At 55.0% G+C, this 22,797-nt stretch carries 15 protein-coding genes; 11 read left to right on the top strand and 4 right to left on the bottom strand.

The annotated features are described in order from the left end of the window. Window positions 1–19 precede the first annotated feature (19 nt). The 7 genes from R50912_RS23100 (at window position 20) to R50912_RS23070 (ending at window position 13,414) form a co-directional block, all read left to right on the top strand. A complete protein-coding gene (locus R50912_RS23100; protein ID WP_042243041.1) occupies window positions 20–2,314 on the top strand; it encodes a glycoside hydrolase family 3 N-terminal domain-containing protein in 2,295 nt (764 codons plus the stop codon). Between the two features lie 2 nt (window positions 2,315–2,316). Continuing rightward, on the top strand, window positions 2,317–5,559 hold the full coding sequence (locus R50912_RS23095) for an alpha-mannosidase (protein WP_042238199.1): 3,243 nt from the start codon (window positions 2,317–2,319) through the stop codon (window positions 5,557–5,559). Between the two features lie 234 nt (window positions 5,560–5,793). Then, complete coding sequence (locus R50912_RS23090; RefSeq protein WP_042238197.1) at window positions 5,794–7,113, top strand: glycoside hydrolase family 125 protein; 1,320 nt, start codon at window positions 5,794–5,796, stop codon at window positions 7,111–7,113. Between the two features lie 86 nt (window positions 7,114–7,199). Continuing rightward, window positions 7,200–8,198, top strand: a complete 999-nt coding sequence (locus R50912_RS23085; protein WP_042238195.1) for a glycoside hydrolase family 130 protein — start codon at window positions 7,200–7,202, stop codon at window positions 8,196–8,198. Between the two features lie 6 nt (window positions 8,199–8,204). Then, complete coding sequence (locus R50912_RS23080) at window positions 8,205–10,976, top strand: alpha-mannosidase (RefSeq protein WP_042238193.1); 2,772 nt, start codon at window positions 8,205–8,207, stop codon at window positions 10,974–10,976. A gap of 55 nt (window positions 10,977–11,031) precedes the next feature. Beyond that, entirely contained in the window at window positions 11,032–12,531 is a 1,500-nt protein-coding gene (locus R50912_RS23075; RefSeq protein WP_042238190.1) for a family 20 glycosylhydrolase, read from the top strand. A 487-nt stretch (window positions 12,532–13,018) separates the two neighbouring features. After that, window positions 13,019–13,414: a hypothetical protein gene (locus tag R50912_RS23070; RefSeq protein WP_042238189.1), complete on the top strand. Its 396-nt coding sequence runs from the start codon at window positions 13,019–13,021 to the stop codon at window positions 13,412–13,414. Between the two features lie 105 nt (window positions 13,415–13,519). Here R50912_RS23070 and R50912_RS23065 read toward each other — a convergent pair whose 3' ends face one another. After that, window positions 13,520–14,116: an NAD(P)H oxidoreductase gene (locus tag R50912_RS23065; RefSeq protein WP_042238187.1), complete on the bottom strand. Its 597-nt coding sequence runs from the start codon at window positions 14,114–14,116 to the stop codon at window positions 13,520–13,522. A 202-nt stretch (window positions 14,117–14,318) separates the two neighbouring features. Here R50912_RS23065 and R50912_RS23060 point away from each other — a divergent pair, with 202 nt between their 5' ends. The 4 genes from R50912_RS23060 (at window position 14,319) to R50912_RS23050 (ending at window position 16,851) form a co-directional block, all read left to right on the top strand. Beyond that, window positions 14,319–14,717 carry a winged helix-turn-helix transcriptional regulator gene (locus R50912_RS23060; protein ID WP_042238185.1) on the top strand — a complete coding sequence of 133 codons (399 nt, stop codon included), beginning with the start codon at window positions 14,319–14,321 and terminating at the stop codon, window positions 14,715–14,717. A 35-nt stretch (window positions 14,718–14,752) separates the two neighbouring features. Beyond that, window positions 14,753–16,195: a cardiolipin synthase gene (gene cls / locus R50912_RS23055; protein WP_042238183.1), complete on the top strand. Its 1,443-nt coding sequence runs from the start codon at window positions 14,753–14,755 to the stop codon at window positions 16,193–16,195. A 48-nt stretch (window positions 16,196–16,243) separates the two neighbouring features. Beyond that, the gene (locus R50912_RS35230) at window positions 16,244–16,381 is read left to right on the top strand and encodes a hypothetical protein (RefSeq protein ID WP_156123271.1); all 138 of its coding nucleotides are present in this window, start codon (window positions 16,244–16,246) and stop codon (window positions 16,379–16,381) included. Between the two features lie 260 nt (window positions 16,382–16,641). Beyond that, window positions 16,642–16,851 (top strand): hypothetical protein, encoded by a 210-nt coding sequence (locus tag R50912_RS23050; protein WP_042238181.1) that lies wholly within the window; start codon window positions 16,642–16,644, stop codon window positions 16,849–16,851. A gap of 206 nt (window positions 16,852–17,057) precedes the next feature. Here R50912_RS23050 and R50912_RS23045 read toward each other — a convergent pair whose 3' ends face one another. From R50912_RS23045 to R50912_RS23035, 3 genes are all read right to left on the bottom strand, one after another. Further along, window positions 17,058–19,424: an MMPL family transporter gene (locus tag R50912_RS23045; protein ID WP_042238179.1), complete on the bottom strand. Its 2,367-nt coding sequence runs from the start codon at window positions 19,422–19,424 to the stop codon at window positions 17,058–17,060. Between the two features lie 33 nt (window positions 19,425–19,457). Next, window positions 19,458–20,075 carry a TetR/AcrR family transcriptional regulator gene (locus R50912_RS23040; RefSeq protein ID WP_042238177.1) on the bottom strand — a complete coding sequence of 206 codons (618 nt, stop codon included), beginning with the start codon at window positions 20,073–20,075 and terminating at the stop codon, window positions 19,458–19,460. Window positions 20,076–20,408: 333 nt separating this feature from the next. Further along, entirely contained in the window at window positions 20,409–22,709 is a 2,301-nt protein-coding gene (locus tag R50912_RS23035; RefSeq protein WP_042238175.1) for an alpha-galactosidase, read from the bottom strand. Between the last annotated feature and the right edge of the window lie 88 nt (window positions 22,710–22,797).

Raw genomic sequence — 22,797 nt, 5'->3', positions numbered from 1 at the left:
AAAGGGTGTGGGAGCCGTAATGTTATATAAAGACTCTGCGAAGCCCGTCAAGGAACGGACTGAACATCTGCTTGGGCTGATGACGCCGGAAGAGAAGGTAGGCCAGCTCGTTCAGCTGTTCGGGTGGCAGACCTATGATCATACAGAAGGAACGATAGAACTTACAGAAGACTTCAAACGCCAGATCCGCGAAGGCGGCATCGGTGCATTATACGGCACATTGCGGGCAGATCCCTGGACAGGGGTCACCCTGGAGAGCGGACTTGGAGCGCGGGCCGGAGCCGAAGCGGTGAATACCATCCAGCGTTATGTGCTGGAGCATTCCAGGCTGGGTATCCCCCTGCTGATCGGCGAGGAATGCTCGCATGGGCATATGGCGATCGGGGCGACAGTATTTCCGGTTCCCCTGCTGATCGGCAGCACATGGAATGTAGACCTCTACCGGGAGATGTCCCGCGCGGTAGCGCTGGAGACCCGGGCACAGGGGGGAGCGGTAACGTATTCCCCTGTGCTTGATGTGGTGCGTGATCCGCGCTGGGGCCGAACCGAGGAGTGCTTCGGCGAAGATCCGTATCTCATCGGTGAATTCGCTGTAGCTTCTGTGGAAGGACTGCAGGGCGACCGGCTTGACAGCGGGTCCAGTGTGGGGGCGACACTGAAGCATTTTGTCGCTTACGGCAGCTCGGAAGGCGGCAGGAATGCCGGTCCGGCGCATATCGGCAAACGGGAGCTGCTGGAGGTCGATATGTACCCGTTCCGCAAAGCGGTGGAAGCCGGTGCGGTATCCATCATGCCGGCTTATAACGAGATTGACGGAGTGCCTTGCACAACCAATCAGGAGCTGCTAGAGGATATCCTGCGCGGCGAATGGGGCTTCAAGGGCATGGTCATTACCGATTGCGGCGCTATTGATATGCTGGCCTCGGGCCATGATACAGCGGACGGCGGAGAAGATGCGGCAGTGCAGGCGCTCACCGCCGGGATTGATATGGAGATGTCCGGCGTCATGTTCGGAGGATATCTGCTGGAGGCGCTCCGTTCCGGGCGGCTGGATGAGAAGCTGGTGGATCAAGCGGCTGCACGTGTGCTGGAGCTGAAGTTCCGGCTGGGCCTGTTTGAACAGCCGTTTGCCGATCCGGGCCGGGCAGAGCAGGTGATCGGCAATCCGGAACATGCGGAGCTGGCACGGAGCATTGCGGCAGAAGGAATTGTACTGCTGAAGAATAACGGTATCCTTCCATTATCGAAAAACAAAGGCACGGTTGCCGTGATCGGCCCCAACGCAGATATCGGCTACAATCAGCTTGGGGATTACACCTCGCCGCAGCCGCGTGACCGGGTAGCAACGGTACTGGCCGGAATACGGGCCAAGCTCGCCGCTGAACCGGAACGGGTACGTTATGCGCCGGGCTGCCGGATCAAAGACAGCTCCACCGAGGGCTTCGAGCTGGCGCGCCAGGCGGCAGCCGAAGCGGATACGATTGTGCTGGCGCTGGGCGGGTCGAGCGCCAGAGACTTCGGCGAGGGCAGCATTGATCTGCGGACCGGAGCCTCGAAGGTAACGGAGAATGGCCTTAGCGATATGGACTGCGGTGAAGGCATTGACCGGATGTCGCTACATCTGTCCGGCGTTCAGCTGGAGCTGCTGAAGGAGCTGAAGACGCTCGGCAAGCCGGTAGTTGTCGTGTATATCAACGGCCGTCCTATTGCTGAACCTTGGATTGACGAACAGGCGGATGCCATTCTGGAAGCCTGGTATCCCGGGCAGGAGGGCGGTCATGCCATTGCGGACATCCTGTTCGGCGATGTGAATCCGTCCGGCAGATTAACGCTCTCCCTTCCTGCGGATGTAGGACAACTACCCGTATATTATCTGGGCAAACGTTCACGCGGCGCACGTTATCTTGAAAGAGATTCGCAGCCGCTGTATCCCTTCGGCTTCGGACTCAGCTATACCGAATTCAGCTATAGCGGACTGAAGGTAGAGCCTGCTGAAATCCAGGCGGACGGGACGGCTGAGGTTACGGTTGAAGTAGAGAACACAGGCACCCGCAGCGGTGCAGAGGTCGTGCAGCTCTATATATCTGACCGGGTCAGCAAGGTCACCCGGCCGGCCAAGGAACTCAAGGGCTTCCGCAAGATTGTTCTGGAGCCGGGTGAGAAGCAGACCGTTACGTTCAAGCTGAGTGCAGAGCACCTGAGCTATATCGGACCGGAGTACAAGCTGGTGGTTGAGCCGGGGATCTTCCGGATCGGAGTCGGCCGGAATGTGACCGATACGCTGGGTACAGATCTTGCGGTGATGGAGGGTTAGATATGGAACGATTGAATACGGAACGAATAGATAGATTTATCCGCGAATGTTCGCAAGCGCAATGGCTGGAATACCGGGCGATTGAAGACTGGAAGGTCTTCTCCACAACCTACCGCCAGCCGGGGCATTATGACGAATTACAGCCTTATGCGGGCAGCGAATCCTTCGGATTGTTTCCCAGTGTGCAAGGAACGACTTATTTCTTCCGCACCACGCTTGATATTCCGGCGGACTGGACCGGTGCGGATACAGGGATCATCTTCCACTCCGGCGGAGAAGGGCTGCTGCGTGTAGGCGGAGCTTCCCGCCAGGGGCTTGACCGCAATCATACCTTCGTTTCACTTGACCCTGCCTCCGACGGAAGAAGCCCGGAGCTTGAGATCGAGCTCTACGATCCGGTTCCCGAGCCGGATGATCCGCTGAACAAGCAGGCGGTTATTCAGGCGCCAATCCGGTCCATCACTGCTGCGCTCGTCAGGGTTAACCAGCCGGTACAGTCGCTGATGTATACAGTGACCGTCATCCGGGATTCGGCGCTGCTGCTGCCGGAGCAGGACTTCCGGCGTGTCCGTATCCTTGAAGCGCTACACCAGGCGATGGATGCGTATGTGTCTTTGGGACGACCTGAAGATGGGGGCAGCAGCGGCAGGATCAGAGACATTGAGCAGGCGCTGACCGCAAGTGTGCGGGCCATCGGCGGTAACAGCGAGGGCTTCATTCATATGATCGGGCAGTCACATATTGATATTGCCTGGTTATGGCCCACGAGGGAAACGGTGCGGAAGACCAGTCGGACCTTCTCGACGGTTCATGCCTTGATGGAGGAATATCCCGATTACCGTTATGCCCAGAGCCAGCCGCAGCTATTCGCTTATCTGAAAGACAATGATCCTGAATTGTACGGGAAGGTGAAGGCGCGGATTCTTGAAGGGCGCTGGGAGCTGGTTGGCGGTATGTGGGTGGAGCCGGATCTGAATATTCCAAGCGGCGAATCCCTGATGCGGCAGATGCTGTACGGGCAGCGGTTCTACCAGGAGGAGTTCGGACGGCAGTCCGAGATTGAATGGCTGCCGGATACCTTCGGGTATTGCGCTTCCCTGCCGCAGATCCTGAAGCACGGCAAGGTCCGTTATTTCATGACGACCAAGCTGGGCTGGAATGATACGAATCTGTTCCCTTATGATTTGTTCCACTGGGTAGGCATCGACGGAACCGAACTTCTGTCTTATATGAACCACGGAGTGAATGAGAGTACGCTGCCGAAGGATATTCATGAGCACTGGCAATCTTACCGTGAAAAAGCCGTGCACAGCGAACAAATGCTGCTCTATGGACACGGCGACGGAGGCGGCGGAGTGACCCGGGAGATGCTCGAATATCTCTCACGCTCCGAGCTGATGGTGGGCCAGCCAGCCTCCGGCTACAGCACGGCGGCTGATTTCTTCGCAGGCATTGAGCAAGCGAAGCCTGAGCTGCCGGTCTGGCAGGGCGACCTCTATCTGGAGCTGCACCGGGGAACCTATACCACACATGCCCGGAACAAGCGCAATAACCGCAAGGCCGAGATTCTGTATAGGGAGGCGGAATTATGGCAGACGCTGGCCGGACATCATCTGCAGCCGCAGCGGCGGGAAGAGATCTTTCATGCCTTGCATGAAGGCTGGAAGCTGATTCTGCTCAACCAGTTCCATGATATTATTCCCGGCTCGTCGATCCCCGAGGTCTATCAGACCTCGGATAAGGAGTACCAGAGCATCTTCGCCCTTGGAGGGGGCAGCCTGAAGTCGGTCATGGAGGCTGCCGTAACGGATATTGATACCCGTGGAGAGGGACAGCCTTATGTCATTCTGAATGGTCTGGGCTGGACCCGGGATATGGTGGTAGAGCTGGAGCAGACCGGTGTGGAGCATACCGCTTCAGCCGTATATGACAAGAGCGGAATACGGCTGGAATCAGAGCAGGTTACTGCTGGAGAGCAAGCCGTTCTCCGTGTCCGGGTGCCGGCGGTTCCGGCCTTCGGGTATGTTACGGTGTGGCTGAGACCAGAGGAGCAGACGGAACCGGCGGGGAACGGTGGAGTTCGCGGTAACAGTGAAAACAGCGGAGTTCACGGTAACGGTGGAAACAGCGGAAACAGCGGAAACAGCGGAAACAGCGGAAACAGCGGAGATGAGCCAATATCGGCAGCCGCAGCATCGTTCGATCTGGAATGGGAGACCGGTTATTACCGTCTCCGGTTCAATGCTCTGGGCGAGATCATCAGCCTGTACGACAAGGAAGCCGGGCGTGAGATTGTCAAGTCCGGAGAGCGCCTGAACCGGCTGCATTTCTTCCATGACCGCCCTATCCTATGGGATGCCTGGGATATAGACAGCCGTTATGAAGAGCAGCCTGCCGGAGAAGCAGTACTGCTGGAGAAGAAGCTGTTGTCCTCAGGCTCCGTCAGCGATGTGCTGTACTTCCGCTGGAGCATCGGTCAATCCGAAATAGTGCAGGAGCTGATCCTGTATCACAGTGACCGGCGGATCGACTTCAAGACGAAGGTGGAGTGGCATGAAGCCCATAAGCTGCTCAAGGTCGGCTTCCCGGTAGATGTAGTGACCAGCAAGGCGACCTATGAGATTCCGTTCGGCGCGCTGGAACGGTCAACGCACCGCAACACAAGCTGGGAGCAGGCGCAATATGAAGTCTGCGGGCACCGCTATGCCGATGTGTCGGAGTATGATTACGGCGTAAGTCTGCTGAACGACTGCAAATACGGCTATGACACGCAGGGCAGCACGATCCGTCTGTCGCTGCTGCGCGCGCCGCGCTGGCCGGATCATTCGGCGGATCAGGGCACACATGAATTCACGTATTCACTGTATCCGCATACCGGTGACTGGCGCGGGGCGCATACCCTCCGCAAAGCCGCTGAGTTGAATCACAATTCCTATGCGGTCGCCTGTGATTCAAGTACGGGCCAGCGCCCGCCGGTCGGCACCTTCCTTCCCTATGAAGGGAAGCAGGTTGTGCTGGATACGGTCAAGCTTGCGGAAGACGGAAGCGGCAGTATTCTGCGGCTGTATGAATCCGCTGGCGGACGCGAGACCGTCAAGCTCGGCTGGCCGCTGCCGCATTCGGCGATCTATCTGTCCAACGCACTGGAAGAAGAGACAGAGCTGCTGCCGGGTGAGGCTGGAGAGCTGACGCTAGACTTCCAACCTTTTGAAATCAAGACCCTGAAAGTTATTCATTCTAAATAAGCTGAATAATTGAAGATAACAAAAGCTAGAAGGAACGGAGGGGGATTTTGGAACTGTAGGAGCGATAGCGACCGCCTTTGTCGCCGGATTTCAACTGCGAAAAGCAGGTTAAATCAAGAAATCTGGGGACAACAGCGGCCGAAAGTCCAAATATTCACCGCAGTGACGAGCGAGCTTTAAGTTAATAGCTTCAGTTCAGCTACACTATAGATTAAGCCGAAGGAGACTATCATCTTGGAACAATTCAGACTTCCCCGCATTCAGATGCCGGAGCTGCCGCTTCCGTCATCCATTCAGGCCGTATTGGCCGAAGCCGAACAGAAGCTGGCCCACCGGCCCAAGCTGCAACGCCTGTTCCGCAACTGCTTCCCGAATACGCTGGAGACTACCACCAAGCTGCTTGACGATGGAACCACCTTTGTCATTACGGGCGATATTCCGGCCTGCTGGCTGCGCGATTCCGTGGAGCAGGTCATTCATTATGTGCCTTTTGCCGCAGAGGACCCGGAGTTGCAGCGTATTATTGGCGGGCTGATCAAACGTCATACGCAGTATGTGCTGATTGATCCTTACGCCAACGCGTTCAATGAGACGGCTAATGACTGGCACTGGAATGCCGGGGATGTGACGGAGATGTCGCCCTGGGTGTGGGAGCGCAAGTTCGAGATTGACTCGCTGTGCTTCGTGATCCGGCTGGCCCATGCGTACTGGGAAGAGACGAAGCAGACCGACTTCTTCACCGCGGATTTCAAAAAAATGCTGCGTGTCATCACCGATCTGTTCAAGCGGGAGCAGCATCACGCCGAGCAGTCCCCTTACCGCTTCACGCGGAACAACGGGATTATGGAGGATTCAATCCGAAATGGCGGCCTTGGGATGCCGGTGAATTACACCGGAATGATCTGGTCCGGCTTCCGCTCCAGCGACGATGCCTGCGATTTCCACTACAACATTCCAGGGAATATGTTCGCTGTGGTGGCACTGCGCCAGATGCAGGATTTCGCCGAGTGGGTATTCCGGGACCTGGATTTCCTGGCCGAGCTGAAGGAACTGGAGCAGGAGGTGGACCACGGCATCAAGCTGTACGGCACCTACCGCCACCCGGAATTCGGGCCGATCTACGCATACGAGACAGACGGCTATGGCAACTACAGCCTGATGGATGATGCCGGAACACCGGGCCTCATGTCCATTCCGTATCTGGGCTACGTGACGAATGACGATCCGGTCTACCAGAATACAAGACGTTTTGCGCTGAGCAGCGAGAATCCGTTCTACTTCGAGGGCAAAGCCGCCAAGGGAATTGGCAGCCCGCATACCCCTCCGGGCTATATCTGGCATATGGCGTTGTCCATGCAGGGAATCACGGCGGACAACAAGGAAGAACGGCTTGCACTTATCGCTATGCTTGAAGCAACCGACGCCGATACCGGATATATGCACGAAGGCTTCCTCGCCGACGATCCGTCGGTCTTCACCCGCAAGTGGTTCGCCTGGTCGAACAGCCTGTTCTCCCAGCTGGTCTGGCGGGCGCTGCAGGAAGGGATTCTCTAGGTCCGGCCTGCATACAGAAAGCATAGAGAATACAGGATGCTAATTATTGTGTAAAAGCACTTTTCATATACAAAGGAGACCTGATCATGAATACAATTATTGGAGAACCCTTAGCAAACATCCCTTGGCAGGAAAAACCGGCGGGCAGCCATTCGCCTGTATGGAGATATTCTGCTAACCCGATCATTAACCGCGATGCCATCCCGAACTCGAACAGTGTGTTCAATTCGGCGGTTATCCCTTTTGAAGGCGGCTTCGCAGGTGTGTTCCGCTGTGATTCCAGGTCGGTCAGCATGGATATCTTTGCCGGCTTCAGCGAAGACGGTGTGAACTGGAAGATCAACCATGAGCCTATCGTATTCGAGGGCGATGAAGAGATCATCAAGCGGGAATACCGCTATGATCCGCGCGTATGCAAGATTGACGACCGTTATTATATCTCCTGGTGCAACGGCTATCACGGGCCTACAATTGGACTTGCATATACGTTTGATTTCAAGACGTTTCATCAGCTGGAGAATGCCTTCCTGCCGTATAACCGTAACGGCGTACTGTTACCCCGCAAGATTGGCGGGAATTATGCCATGCTCAGCCGTCCAAGCGATACTGGACATACGCCGTTTGGCGATATCTTTTACAGCGAAAGTCCTGACCTTACCTTCTGGGGTAAACATCGTTATGTAATGGGCACAGTGAACGGCGATGCCTCCGCCTGGCAGTCCAAGAAGATTGGCCCCGGTCCGATTCCGATTGAAACCGACAAAGGCTGGCTGCTCATCTACCATGGCGTAATTAACACCTGTAACGGGTTCGTCTACCGCATGGGCTGTGCGCTGCTGGATCTGGATCAGCCTTGGAAGGTGAAGGCCCGCTCGCGCAACTATATTCTCGGCCCGGAGACGTTGTACGAATGTGTAGGCGATGTGCCGAACGTAACTTTCCCTTGCGCGGCATTGACAGATGCGGCTACTGGACGTATTGCCATCTATTATGGCTGTGCAGATACAGTTACAGGTCTGGCCTTCACCACTGTGGATGAGCTGATTAGCTATATGGAGGAATATCCGCTGGAGATTGAGGGGTAAACAGCTATGACAAAACAACAGACAGCGCATATTATCTCGCATACGCACTGGGACCGGGAATGGTACCTCCCGTATGAACGCCATCACCTCCGGCTTATCCGGCTGGTGGACAGCCTGCTGGACACACTGGAGCAGAACCCGGATTTCCGGAGCTTCTTCTTCGACGGACAGACCATTATCATCGAGGATTACCTCCAGGTCCGCCCGGAGAACCGGGAACGGCTGGAGCGCCATATCCGTGAAGGCCGGATCTATATCGGGCCATGGTACATCCTGCAGGATGCGTTCCTGACCAGTCCGGAAGCCAATGTGCGCAATCTGCAGATCGGCCATAAGGATGCCGGTGTGTACGGGGAAGTCTCCAAGATCGGTTATTTCCCTGACACCTTCGGCCTGACCGGACAGATTCCGCAGCTCATGGTGCAGGCGGGAATTACCAATGCCTTCTTCGGGCGCGGGGTGAAGCCGACAGGCTTCAACAATACGGTCTCCAGCGACGGCTATGAATCCTCCTTCTCGGAGCTGGTCTGGGAAGGACCGGACGGGTCGCAGGTGCTGGGTATCCTGTTCGCCAATTGGTATTCTAACGGGAATGAGATTCCGGCAGGCTTAGAGGAGGCGAAGAGCTTCTGGGAGCGCAAGCTGGCAGATGCGAAGCAGTATGCGGCCACGGATCAGCTGCTGTTCATGAACGGCTGCGATCATCAGCCGCTGCAGACCGATCTGCCGGAAGCGATCCGGACTGCGGAGCAGCTGCACCCGGAGATATCCTTCGTTCATTCGAACTTTGCCGATTATATTAAGGCTGTGCAGAACTCTCTTGCCGGCCGTAGCCTCTCCACCGTTAAGGGCGAGCTGAGAAGCCAGCGCACTGACGGCTGGGGCACACTGGTCAATACCGCCTCCGCCCGGGTGTACCTGAAGCAGCTGAACCAGCGGGGCCAGGCGCTGCTGGAGAAGGTGGCTGAGCCTCTGGCTGTTATCGCCAAGCTGCACGGCGGGGAGTATCCGCATCATCTGTTTACCTATGCGTGGAAGACGCTGATGCAGAACCATCCGCATGATTCCATCTGCGGCTGCAGTGTGGATGAGGTGCACCGGGAGATGGTTACCCGGTTCGACAAGAGCTACCACACCGCCGAGGGCATTGTGGCGGACAGCATGCAGGCCATCACCGCAGCGGTGGACACCTCGGGCTTCGCCGCCTATGGTGAAGCTGCAATTCCGCTCGTTGTGACCAATACAAGCGGCTGGAGCCGCACGGGTACAGTCAGCGTGGAGCTGGACGCGGCCCGGCTGTATCTGCGCGACGGCCACACGCTTGAAGAGACCGCCCGCCGGATGAAGGCGGTTGACCTGGGCGGACGGATTCTAATCGATGAACAAGGCAATGAGATTCCTTGTACGGTTCAGGATCTGGGCCTGTCGTTCGGCTATGATCTGCCGGATGACCGGTTCCGGCAGCCTTACAGCTGCCGCAAGGTGCAGCTGACCTTCGAAGCGGCGGCAGTGCCTGCGCTGGGCCTCCGCACCTATGCCTGGGTTCACCCGCTGGCGGAGGCTGCTGCCGGGCGGTCCGGCCAAGACCCGGCAGTGGCCGGAGCCTCAGCGACGCTTGTCCACGGCGGGCGTATTCTGGAGAATGCCACGCTGCGGGTTGAGGTGATGGCAGACGGTTCCTTCACACTGGAGCATAAGCCAAGCGGCAGAGTCTACCGCGATCTCGGCGTCTATGAGAACACAGGTGACATCGGCAATGAGTATATGTACAGACAGCCTGCGGGTGAAGTTCCGCTGACTACCCGGGGGCTGACGGCTGCGGTCAGCGTCATTGAAGATACACCATACCGGGCCTCCGTAGAGATAGTCCATGAATGGGAGATTCCCGCTTCCGCTGACGCCATGCTGGAAGAAGAGCAGCGTGCGCTGGTCTATTATCCGGAGCGGCAGGCGCAGCGCTCCTCGGAAACAGTGCTGCTTAAGCTGCGGACGGTATTAAGGCTGGAGCGCAGCGGCCAAGGCCTGGAAGTGAAGAGCTACATCGACAATACAGCGAAGGACCACCGTCTGCGGATGCTGTTCCCTACCGACCTTGAAGCGGCATCCCACCGTGTGGACTCGATGTTCGAGCTGGCCGAGCGTCCGAATGAACCGGCGCCGGAGTGGCTGAACCCGAGCAATGCGCAGCATCAGCAGTGCTTCGTAGATGTGTCCGGGGAGCAGGCGGGACTTACGGCCGCCAATCTCGGACTTCATGAATACGAGATCCTGCGCGACGGCCGCAATACCATCGCCGTGACTCTGCTCCGCAGTGTCGGCGAGATGGGCGACTGGGGCTGGTTCCCTACGCCGGAAGCCCAGTGCCTGGGTGAACAGACTGCCGAGATGCTGCTTATTCCGCATCATGGAGATGTTGTGGCCTCTGGTGCGGCGGCTATGGCCTACCAGTTCCAGATTCCATGGACCTGCTCGCAGGCGGAGCTTCACGCCGGAACCATTCCCGCCGTGTATTCGCTGGCCCGCTGGAGCGGTAACAACGCAGCGTTCTCCTCACTGAAGCTGAACGAAGACAGCGGAGACCTGCTGCTCCGCTGGTTCAATATGACCGGCGAGTCCAGTATACTGGAACTGGATACCCCGCTGCCGGTTGCCGCCTTCTATACATCCAATGTGCTGGAAGCCGAGGGTGAATTGCTGGAGACTGACCGGGACGCTGCCGCGCTCAAGCTTCAGCTTGGCGGACATGAGATTACAACGGTCGGCATCCGGCTTGGCTGATCCATGGATAACGAAGATGCAGAAGATAAAGCTGTAGTGGAGAGGTGAACCGCAGATGGAGAAGCTAACCGGTGATCCAAGCCCGTTCCCGGGTGTGCAGCAGTATATCAGGGCCTCTCAGGGGCAATGGAGACTGTCGGGACAATCCCGGGTCAGGATCGCAGACAATGCCAGTTCGGATGGAAACAAGGTTCTGTATGACACAATTTTTATTGTTCTCTCGGAATATGCGGGCAGTCTGACGCAATCTGAGCGGCTCATGCCTGTAGTATATGGAGAAGGTGAGACACCGGATTCAGGAGACATTGTCATTGACCTGAACAGCAGCGGACAGAGCAGAGGTATGGACAGCCTGGAAGGTTATGTCATTGACATCGGGAGCTATGCGAGGATTACCGCGCCAAGTGAACGTGCAGTGATGTATGGACTGCGGACGTTGCTACAGATACTGGAGGCTGAAGGTTTCGTGCCCTGCGGAACCATTACCGATTATCCTGCGGTGGCGGAGCGGTCGCTGCATATTGACATCGGGCGGAAGTTCTATACCGAAGAATGGATCATGGACCGGGTCAGGGAGATGTCCCGGCTCCGGCTGAATACGCTGCAGCTGCATTTCTCCGAGAACGAAGGCTTCCGGCTGATGAGTGAGAGCCATCCTGAGGTGATGTCGGATCAAGCTTTAACCAAGACAGAGATGAAGGCCATTATCCTTGCGGCCCAGCGATATCATGTGGATATCATTCCTTCACTGGATTCACCGGGGCATCTGGCCCAAGCGCTGCTTACACATCCGGACTGGCTGCTCAAAGACTCGGCAGGTAATGCTGCTCGGGGGGCGCTGGATATTACGAGCCCGGCAGCCCGCAGGTTCGTTCTGGACCTGATGGACGAATATGCGGAATTGTTTGCGGGCAGCCGCTATTTTCATATCGGCGGGGATGAATTCATCGACTTTGCGGAGTTCGACAAGTATCCGCAGCTCGCCGAATATGCGCGGAATGTACTGAACATCAGCGGCGGAACAGGCGTGGATGCCTACATTGACTACCTCAACGGAGTTGCTGAGCATCTGGAGTCCATGGGGTGGATTGTCCGCGCCTGGAATGACGGGTTGTACCGCGGCGACCAGACCCAGAGAGTGGCACCCAAACCCTCCATTCAAATTACGTATTGGACGAAGTGGCACCCTATGATGGCCCCGCTGGACGCGATTGTGGCCAAAGGCCATCAGGTGATTAACTTCAACGACGGTTATTTGTATTACGTGCTGGGCGAGCATGCGGGCTACACGTACCCGACGGCAGAGAAAATCCGCGCTTCCTGGCATCCGGGATTATTCTCGGCCCGTACCGGGGAAGCCAAGCAGGAATACACCGGAGATTATCCGCGTGAATTCATCGGCTGCACGTTCTCTATCTGGAGCGATAAGCCGGAAACGCAGAGCGAAGCCGAAGTGGCGCAAGGCATCCGCGGGCCGCTTGGCGCGATGGCGGAGTTAGCGTGGCTGGGGAAGCAGAAGCCGCACGGTGACGCGGAGGTTAGCGAACGAAGTTAATAGTTTGAAGCTAAGTGCTGTCCCACAAGCCACCAAGGCTTGTCGGGGCAGCTTTTTTAATGGAGGGAGGCAGAGATGGTGAAAACAGAGTATTCCCATCTTGGATTTTCAACAATAGTAAAAAAATGGTTGTAAAAAGCGATGGAATGTTATAATTTGGAAAAATGATCGGCAAATGTAATTGAGGTGATTTGTTTTATTAATTACGAGGTTTATAAATGAAAAAGAATAAAAGGTTTATAATTAGCCTTTCATTGGTTTGTTTAGCTGTCTTTATGTAAGTACTACTGTTTTTGCCCAAATGGAACCGTATAAATGGAAGTGTTCATTCTGGTTCAGAAGCTCAGGCTCTTCAAGAATTTAAGAGTTTGGATGCGGAAGCTTTTATTGATAATATAAAAAAGGAATTAACGGATTAATTATAATTAACAAAAAGTATATCCAGTGTTACATGGATATACTTTTTGATCTTTAAGGTGGTGATCCTATGAACTATAAAATTTTGTTAATTAGCATACTTACATTTTGTATATTAATTGTTATGGGGAATTTCAGGTGGGAATACCGCGAATCAGATGAGATATTCACCTATAAATATGATAGATGGACCAAACAATTATGGGTTGAATTCACTCCTGAAATTGGTACAAATGACATTACTGACATTCCGTTAGTATACGTTGATAAACTTACAACAAAAGAACTAGAACCATATCTAATGAAATTAGGAGTAACCGGACAAGGAGTTAAAAAATGGGTGTTTCGAACTAGAGCATCAGATGTATATATTGGGATGCTAATAGCAAACGTAACTACTATTTTGTTTAGTTGTTTTAAAGCATATGTCCAATATATTCGTCGGAGACATAATAAAGTCAGCTAATTTTAGGCAGTTAATTATAACCCATACAACGAATCATCCTTTTAGAGTGAATCTTGAGGATACCTTAATTCGCTTGATTGGGTTGTTTTTCTATGTGACAATTTTTCACAAGAACTTCTGACTGTGCTCTCCCTTACCGTAATTCAACCCCGCCTGATAAGCCTGCTCCAGCAGCACCCCATAATGCGACGGGTCGGAACTCGTAGTCTCGTAGAGGAACTCCACCCTGGAGTCTGTGATTCCGCAATAATCGGCAATGCCCACGTTAAGCAGCTGCATGATGGCTTCATCATAATTACGCTTCTTCATCTGCTCCTGCGTTACGCCTGCCAGAGCCAGCCACAGGGCATGCTGATGGGGAAGCTGGCTTGTGCCGTAAGCGAATCCGTTATTGAGCACACGGTCCACATATCCCTTCAGCATTGCAGGCAGATGCCACCACCACACCGGAAACACAAACGCCAGGGCATCATGCTCCTTCATCCGCTGCATTTCCCGTTCTACCTCAGGTGAGAAGGATTGCTCCGCAAGGGACAAGTCAGGTTCGTCTCTTTCTCTTAAAATAGGGTCAAACCCGATTTCGTGCAAATCCAATATCTCATAGCCGTGTCCGGCTGCGGTCAGACCTTGTGCAAAGCGGCGGGCAACCTGGAAGGTCAGGGAATCCTGCCTCGGGTGCGAAACAACAATTAATACGTTCATCTCTATCTTCACTACCTTTCTTAAGCTGCAGGTTTGTAGCCATGTTCAGTGGCTGATGCTATTATAGACAGGAATCTAATAATCCGGAAGTACGCACTTTCATGTGCTATAGGAAGCTCGAAGTGCCCCAGGAACATTGAAGTTCCCTACATAGGCTAATCTTGTCCCGGCATTAATAACCGCAGTAACGGAGGAATCGGAAATGACTGAACAGAGTGGAAATCGTGAACTGAGCGGGGAAAAGATAACTAATGCGCCGAAGAAATATAAGGTGGGCGTTGAGGCGGCATTGGAAGTGATGGGCGGCAAATGGAAGCCGCTGATTATCTACCATCTTATGACCGGACACAAACGCACCTCCGAGCTGATGCGGCTGATCCCCGGTATTACGCAAAAAATGCTCACCACCCAGCTAAGAGGCCTGGAGAAGGATGAGATTATCTCGCGGAAGATGTATCAGGAAATCCCGCCCCGGGTGGAATATGAGCTGACGGCCTACGGCTGGGGACTGAAGCCTGCCCTGGATCTGCTCTGCTATTGGGGTGAGGAGCATCTGGACAAGGTGTATGGCGACAAATCCAGAGTGCTGGAGGAGTTCTAGGCCGGACTTCACGGACGTACGAAAGGGGACAAGTCATGGAATTTGCAAATATAACGACAGTGGTTACATTGATCAATATCATTCTGGCATTGGGCTTTCTGTTCATTGAACGCAGGGAGGCGGGATATACCTGGGCCTGGCTGATGGTTCTATTCTTCATTCCTATTTTGGGATTTATCCTGTATATCTTTTTCGGGCGTAATCTGAAGAAGAAGAATTTCTATAATCTGTTTATCGAAGAGCAGGAATATGTCCAGGCGGAAGCGGACAAGCAGCTGGCGGTCCTGAACCAGGAGGCTGACGATGCGCCGCCGCTGCTGCAGAAATATGCAGAGCTGATCACCATGAACATCAGATCGTCGCATGGCCTTTTGTCCAGTGATAATGAGCTGGTCATCTACAGTGACGGCCATCAGAAATTCGCCGCTTTATTCGAGGATATCCGCTCGGCCAGGACAGAGATCAATATTCAGTATTACATCATTCAGCCGGATGCGCTGGGGACGAGGCTTAGGGATGAATTAACGGCAAAAGCACTGGAAGGCGTGAAGGTACGTCTGCTCTACGATGAGGTTGGATCCAAGCGGATCTCCAGGCGTTTTTTTCAGGAATTGCGTGCAGCCGGAGGAGAGGTTGAGGTGTTCTTCCCGTCTGTGCTGAAGCCGCTGAATTTCCGGATCAACAACAGAAATCACCGTAAGCTGTGCATTATCGACGGAAGAATTGCGTATATCGGGGGGTTCAATGTAGGGGATGAATACCTTGGGCTGGACAAGAAATTCGGCTATTGGCGGGACACCCACCTCAGGATCACCGGGAATGCAGTCAATCATATTCAAGGCAGATTTGTTCTGGACTGGCATCAGGCCGGGAAGCATACGCGAGGGGATTACGAGGAATTCGCCTTTTACACTGAGCAGCATTCCGGGACAAGCCCGGTCCAGATCATTACAAGCGGCCCCAATTCAGAAACTGAGCATCTGAAGAACATGTACATCAAGCTCATTCTGTCGGCCAAACAAAGCATATTTATCCAGACCCCCTACTTCATTCCGGACACGAGCTTCATGGATGCCTGCAAAATCGCCCTGCTCTCCGGTGTGGATCTGCGGATCATGATTCCTGACAAGCCTGACCACCCGTTCGTGTATTGGGCGACCTGGGCGTATGCCGGGGATTTGCTTAATTATGGAGCCACGATCCTGCTCTATGAGAACGGCTTCCTGCATGCCAAGACCATTGTGGCAGACGGGGAGGTGGCTTCCGTAGGGACGATGAATATCGATTCGCGCAGCTTCAGATTGAACTTCGAGGTCAATGCCATTGTGTATGACCGGAAGATTGCTGCACAGCTCCAGGATATGTTCCTGAGCGACAGCAAGCTAAGCTCTGAGCTTACGCTTGAGCGCTACAGGGAGCGGTCGCTGATGATTAAGCTGAAGGAGGGAATCTCCCGGCTGCTGTCGCCGATTCTGTAAAGAGAGTGAAGAGTAAGCAACTGCACTTCGTAGAAGAAGGAATAGCTAATGGGGATGCTGGGCCAATATGTCATGGTAGATGAGGACACCCTGGAGCGTATGATGGAGATGGATGGAGCCAGGCTACTGGACTTCTACAGGAAGGCGCTGGCCGCCGGGAAGCATGTCATCTTCAGTATAGTCTGAAATCCGATCGCGTGAAGCGCCGGGCCGTCTCAGGAAGGAGAGGACCCGGTCTTCAGGCTTTTCTGGAGACAATATTTCGTGTGGCCTTCCTGCGGACAATCTTTAATTTCCCCGAAGATCTCATAACCCTTAAGAGAGCTGGCCAGCAAGTATGGCGAAGTATTGGGTTATCCTGATCTGGAGGCGCCGGAGCGTAAGGCGGTTATGTACGTAAGCCAGAGCAGCGGGGGCTGGGTCAGTGTGCTTCACGAATATTTGGTATGGGGTACGGTGAAGAAGGTTGGCAGAATGTCATCCGGGCCGAGCGAATCTTCTGTGAGCCCTGGACCCGTGAGGAAGTTGAACAGCTCCGGGAAGAGCGTATAGCTGACGGTTATCTGCAGCAGGTGCTCGGGATGCAGGCATGGCTGACGGAAGCGGCAGAACAAGGCTGGCAGTGTCCAAATTTTGCACGAAACCGGAGGGAATAATGTATGTATATCGTGTCTGAGCCGGTAAGTCTGTCTGAGCGTCACAAGCACAGGCTTGAAGCGGAGAACGCGGTCAGCTTACGTTTAGCAAGTGAAACAGAGCCTGCGGACAATCCCGCAGGCTCTGTGTATTTCGGGGCGGACGGCGGGGATGCCGCCCTTCCCGCTGAAACGGTACCGTCCTGGAAAGGACGGTCAAGCCGTTTCTACTTGTTCTGTCCGCTCTCGGCATTCAGCCTGGCGATCAGCTTATCGCCTTCAACATCGAGATTCGGCAGCAGGCGGTCCAGCCATTTCGGCAGCCACCAGGCCTTGTCGCCGAAGACGGCCATGACAGCAGGAACGAGCGTCATGCGGATGATGAAGGCATCGATCAGGATGCCGAAGGCAAGTGCGAAGCCGATCTGCTTAATCATCGCATCAGGGGCGAAGATGAAGCCGAAGAAGACGGAAACCATGATTACGCCTGCGGCAAGTACAACGCGGCTGGCGAGATCGTAGCCGTGAACGACGCTGTCATTGCCGCGGCGGCCGTGGACATAAGCTTCACGCATGGAGCTGACCAGGAACACCTGATAATCCATGGCCAGACCGTACAGAATGCCGGTGACCAGAATCGGCATGAAGCTGAGCAGTGGTCCTCCTGTATCGAAGCCGAACAGGGAATGCAGCCATCCCCATTGATAGACAGCAGTGGTCACACCGAAGGTGGCAAGGATACTGAGAACAAAACCGATGGTTGCCTTAATCGGTACAATAATCGACCGGAAGACCAGCAGCAGGATGATCAGCGAGAGAATAACAATGATGCCGATGTAGACAGGGAAGGCATCAGACAGCTTGGAGGACATATCAATATTGATGGCGGTGAAGCCGGTCACGCCCAGGTTAATATTGTTGCCCGAGGTCAGGCTGGAAGACGGATCGCGCAGCTCCTGCACGAGATCTCTTGTTGCTGTATCGGTCGGACCTGTCTTCGGGATCAGGCTGATAATGGCGAGTTCACCGGTGGCATTTACCCCCAACGGAGACACCTGTGTTACGTTATCATGCATTTGCAGCTCCTGGGTCAGCTTGCCCAGCAGTTCCATTGAGATTTTGTCAGACGGGTTCTTCGGCTCCGCTACCAGCAGCAGCGGTCCATTGAAGCCTTCGCCGAACCCTTTGGAGATCACATCATAGCTCTGGCGTGCCGGAGTGTCCAGGTTCGCCGAGGCGCCGGACGGAATGCCCAGCTCCATCTTGGTTACCGGAATCGCTGCTGTTCCAAGCACCAGTATCACAAGAATAATGATGGCCCAGCGGTATTTCACGGTAGCATTGGCCCAGCGGTGAGAGAAGCTGTGCTTTGCTTTTTTGCCTGCTGTGGTATTCTTCGTGCGGGCTTTGGCGGTGACAATCCGCTCGCCGACCAGTCCCAGCAGCGCAGGCAGCAGAGTCAGCGCCAGCAGAACGTTGATCAGCACGCTGGCTGCGGCGACAAGGGCCATGGTCGACAAGAAGCCGATGCCGATAACGAGCATGCCGCATAGGGCAATAATGACGGTCAGACCGGCGAAGAATACGGCGCTGCCGGCAGTACCCAGTGCCCGGCTGGCGGATTCACCGGCGCTTAATTTCTCATCGAGAATCAGGCGACGCTGACGGTTGACAATAAACAGCGAGTAGTCGATACCTACGGCCAGGCCGATCATCACGGCAAGAACCGGTGTAATGTCATTCATCTGGATCAGGCTGCCGAGGGCAAACGCGCCTCCGACACTGATTCCGACACCGAGGAGGGCGGTAATCAGCGGCAAGCCGGCGGCAACGACCGAGCCCAGCGTCATGAACAGTACAACGGCCGCAACGACAACACCGACAGCTTCAGTGGAGCCGATGGCCGGCATACTCTTCAGCGAATCGCTCGGAATCGCAGTGATGCCGGAGCCAGACTGTTCGACTTCAGTCACGGTATCGATGATGTTATCCGGTACATCCGACGGCAGAGAGGTCTGCTGCACGGTGAACTGGAACTGGAACAGCGCAATATTCCCGTCCGCAGACAGCATCACGCCGGGAACAGGAGCGCCGTCTGCCATCAGCGGGCCGTAAGGAGCGGACTGTGCAGCGGCAGCTTGGCCCGCGGCGGCGGCAGCAGAAGGATCGGCAGCGGCGGAAGGATCAGCAGCGGCGGCTTGGCCGGCAGCAGCGGAAGGATCAGCAGCAGCGGCTTGAGCGGCGGCGGCAGCCTGTGCTGCCAGTTCCATAGGATTGATGACGTATTCCATATTGTAGACGTCATTGATAGCTTTCTGGAGCAGAGCTGCACGCTCCGGCGTATCCAAACGTTCTCCGTCTGGTGCGGTGAAGGCGACGCTCGCCTGGCCGCCGGCAGCAGCAGGGAGCTCCTGGGTGAGCTTATCCAGCACTTTTTGCGATTCGGTGCCTTCAATTTTCATTTCGGAGCTGGACTGGATGCCATTGACACCAAGCAGGGCTCCTATAACACCGAGCACGACGATCCACGCCGCGATGAAATACCAGGGCTTGGAATAGGCCGACTTTCCTAGGCGGTACAGAAATGTTGACATGTAATGGTTTCTCCTCTTTATCTGTGAATTTAATTAGAAGCCGTTGCGTAAGTAAGCAAACATGGAATTCAAATATTGATCAAACGGCATGGCACTGGAGGGCTCATCCTGTGTTTCGCCCGGCAGCATGACGTTGAGGCGTCCGTCCAGAATAGGGACGAATGCCCCGTAGACAGCACCGGCGAGAAGGTGGGTATATCCGTCATCGTAACGGCCCCGGGAGAACAGCTCCAGCACTTCCTCGGCTGCGATCTGCAGGCGGCGGAATACGCTCAGGATGTAAGGCTCCAGTGAAGGGTACTGATTCGCCAGGGATACGAACTGCCGCAGCTTATGCAGAAACTCGGAGGTGAACTGCAGCTTGAGCAGATTGTACATGGCTTCCAGAGGTGTAGCATCCTGAGGCAGAATGTCGAACAGCTGGTTGTCATGCTCATGGGCAGCGCTGCTGATGAAATAGGCCGCCACTGCCTCCTCTTTACAGGAGAAGTAATTCGCAAAGGTCCGCCGGGAATAACCAGCTTTATGGACAATGTCATCAACGATGAAGCCGTCCATGCCTTGCTCAACCGCAAGCTCGAAGGCGGCAATAGCTAAAGCGTAGGCGGTGGCTTCTTTTTTTTTGTCCCGCAGTGTCAGTTTGGGATTCAAGTTCTATGCTTCCTCCTTATCTTTCCCGCTGAAACGGTGCTGCCCCTATGGAAGGCAGCCATGCCATTTCCACTTGGCTATTGATATCATCTATAGTCTATATTATTGCCCAAAGAGAAAGATTGCACAATGAGCAATTAGTGTCTGAATAGTGAATATTTAAAATTTTACAAAAAAATCGCTTTCCCTCACCTGGTTAGTTACTACTGAGGGAGCAGAAATGCTGCATTTCGTACAACAATTTCAGTTGATGGATGAGATATTGCGGGAGCCTCGCCGACCCATATAACCAAAAGGCTTCAGTCCCCGGGGAGACTGAAGCCTTTTCAAAGTTTAGGATTGGCGCTGTACCGCTCTTAATCGATAGGTGCAGCTGGCGTAATCCCCGCGCAGGTCGGAGACCACAAGACCTATTTGCATCAGACGGTCGCCGCCGAGCGGTGTGCCGTCGAAGGCGGTCTGGAATGGAGCGGAGCTGTCGCCTTCTGCAGGTGCAGAGGCTTCTGCGCCGCCGTGGACATGCGCGATACTGCCTTTTGCACCCGTCTCAATGACATAATCCAGCTCCGGATGGAGTCCTTTGAGCGTAAGGCGGGAGATCGGTGCGTTAGGTATGGCAAGCACCCGGAAATAGGCTACGAAAGCTTCTGTCTTATCTTCACTGACGAACATCCAGGCGGTATCACCGCTGCCCTCAAACGGACTCAGCAGACGGTACATATCACCCTGCTGCACTAGCGTGCGGATCTCCTTGTACTGGGCAATCTGCCGGGCAGCCAGATCCTTCTCGGCTTCCGTGAACTTGGTAAGATCCATCTCATAGCCGAAGTTGCCGCTCATCGCTACATCCCCGCGGGTGGCAAGGGAAGTGATGCGGTCCACCTGATGGTTCGGTACCGCTGACACGTGAGCTCCCATGCTGCTGGCCGGATAGACCATACTTGTACCATATTGAATAGCCAGGCGTTCAATCGCATCGGTGTTGTCACTGGTCCAGGTTTGCGGCATATAGAACAGGATTCCCGGATCGAACCGGCCGCCGCCGCCGGAGCAGCTCTCGAACAGAATGTGAGGGAAGCGGGAGGTCAGGCGCTCCAGCAAATGATACAGACCGAGCATATAGCGGTGCGCGGTTTCTTTTTGCCGCTCAGGGCTGGCTTTGGCGGAGGCGATCTCCGTCATGTTGCGGTTCATATCCCATTTGACGTAGGTGATGGGTGCGCTGGAAAAGACTGCGCTGAGTGTCTCATACAGATAATCGCATACTTCCGGGCGGGAGAGATCCAGGATCAGCTGGTTGCGGCCTTCCGTGCGGCGGCGTCCTGCGGCATGCAGGCACCAGTCCGGATGCTTCCGGTACAGATCGCTGTCCGGTGAGACCATCTCCGGTTCGACCCACAGTCCGAACTGAAGGCCTTCGCTGTTAACACGGCTGGCGAGATCGGCCAGACCTTCAGGCAGCTTGCGGCGGTCCTCGAACCAGTCGCCGAGCGAGCTGTTGTCCCGGTCACGTGTGCCGAACCAGCCGTCGTCGAGTACGAACAGTTCAATCCCGAGCGGGCCTGCTTCTTTGGCGATCGCCGCGATTTTGTCAGCGTCGAAATCGAAATAGGTCGCTTCCCAGTTATTGACGAGAATCGGACGGGCTTGGTCGCGGTGAACGCCGCGGCACAGCCGGGTCCGGTACAGACGGTGATAGGTGCGTGACATGCCGCCGAGTCCTTCACTGGAATAGACGAGCACAGCCTCCGGGGTCTGGAACGATTGGCCCGGTTCCAGCAGCCAGGAGAAGTCGAACGGGTTAATCCCGATGCTTACCCGGGTTTGTCCGAACTGTTCAACCTCTGCAGTTGCGGCGAAGCTGCCGCTGTAGACCAGATTGAAGCCGAACACATCACCCTGATCTTCATCCGCACCCGGTCGGAGCAGGGCGAGAAACGGGTTGGTCTGGTGACTGCTTGAGCCGCGGCGGCTCTCCAGCGACAAGGCTGCGCCCGGGGTAAGCGGACGGCGCTGAACATGGCGTTCTCTCGCCCATGCACCGCTCAGGTGCAGGGTATCGTAGGAGGAATCGGCGAAATCAACGGATGCGCTAAGCGCCTGTTCCAGCCGTAGCGGTGCCTCACCGTTATGCTCAAAGCGGACAGAACGGGTAATCGCGCTATGGTCAGCGAAGACGGTATACATCAGCTTAACGCTCAGACCCGCGTAATCATCCTTCAGTGTAAGCTCCAGAGACTGTGCTTCTGCTTCATTCTCGACATAGACGGCAGGCAGTCCTTCGAGTACAGGCTTGCCCGGTGTAATGGCATAGCCGGCATATTGGAGTTCAGAGATCCGCGTGCCGTCAGCCAGCTGAACCTGATAGGCAGGGCGGCGGAAGTCGCTTGTTCCATACTGCGGATATTCCTGGGGCAGAGCATCCAGAGAAAGGGTGGGCTTCTGCAGCAGCGGGGTTGGGGAGAAGGATGCGCGCTCGCGCAGCTCTAGCGCCCCGGTCAGGCTGTTGTCATGGCGGAGCTGTGGACCCCAGTATACATGGGCGGGATAGCCTTCCACCAGTTGGATAATATAGCTGGTATCTTTGGATTGAAGGTGGAACAATCCCAGTGTTTCGTCTGCATAAATGTTCATATTCATATACTCTCCTTGTGAAGTGAGATACGGTCCGGATGTCTGAACCGTCAGAACCTTCTGTACTGGTGATATGCATTACATGATT

Source organism: Paenibacillus sp. FSL R5-0912, assembly GCF_000758605.1.
GTDB lineage: Bacteria > Bacillota > Bacilli > Paenibacillales > Paenibacillaceae > Paenibacillus_AQ.
This window is presented reverse-complemented; position numbering and strand designations above follow the sequence as displayed.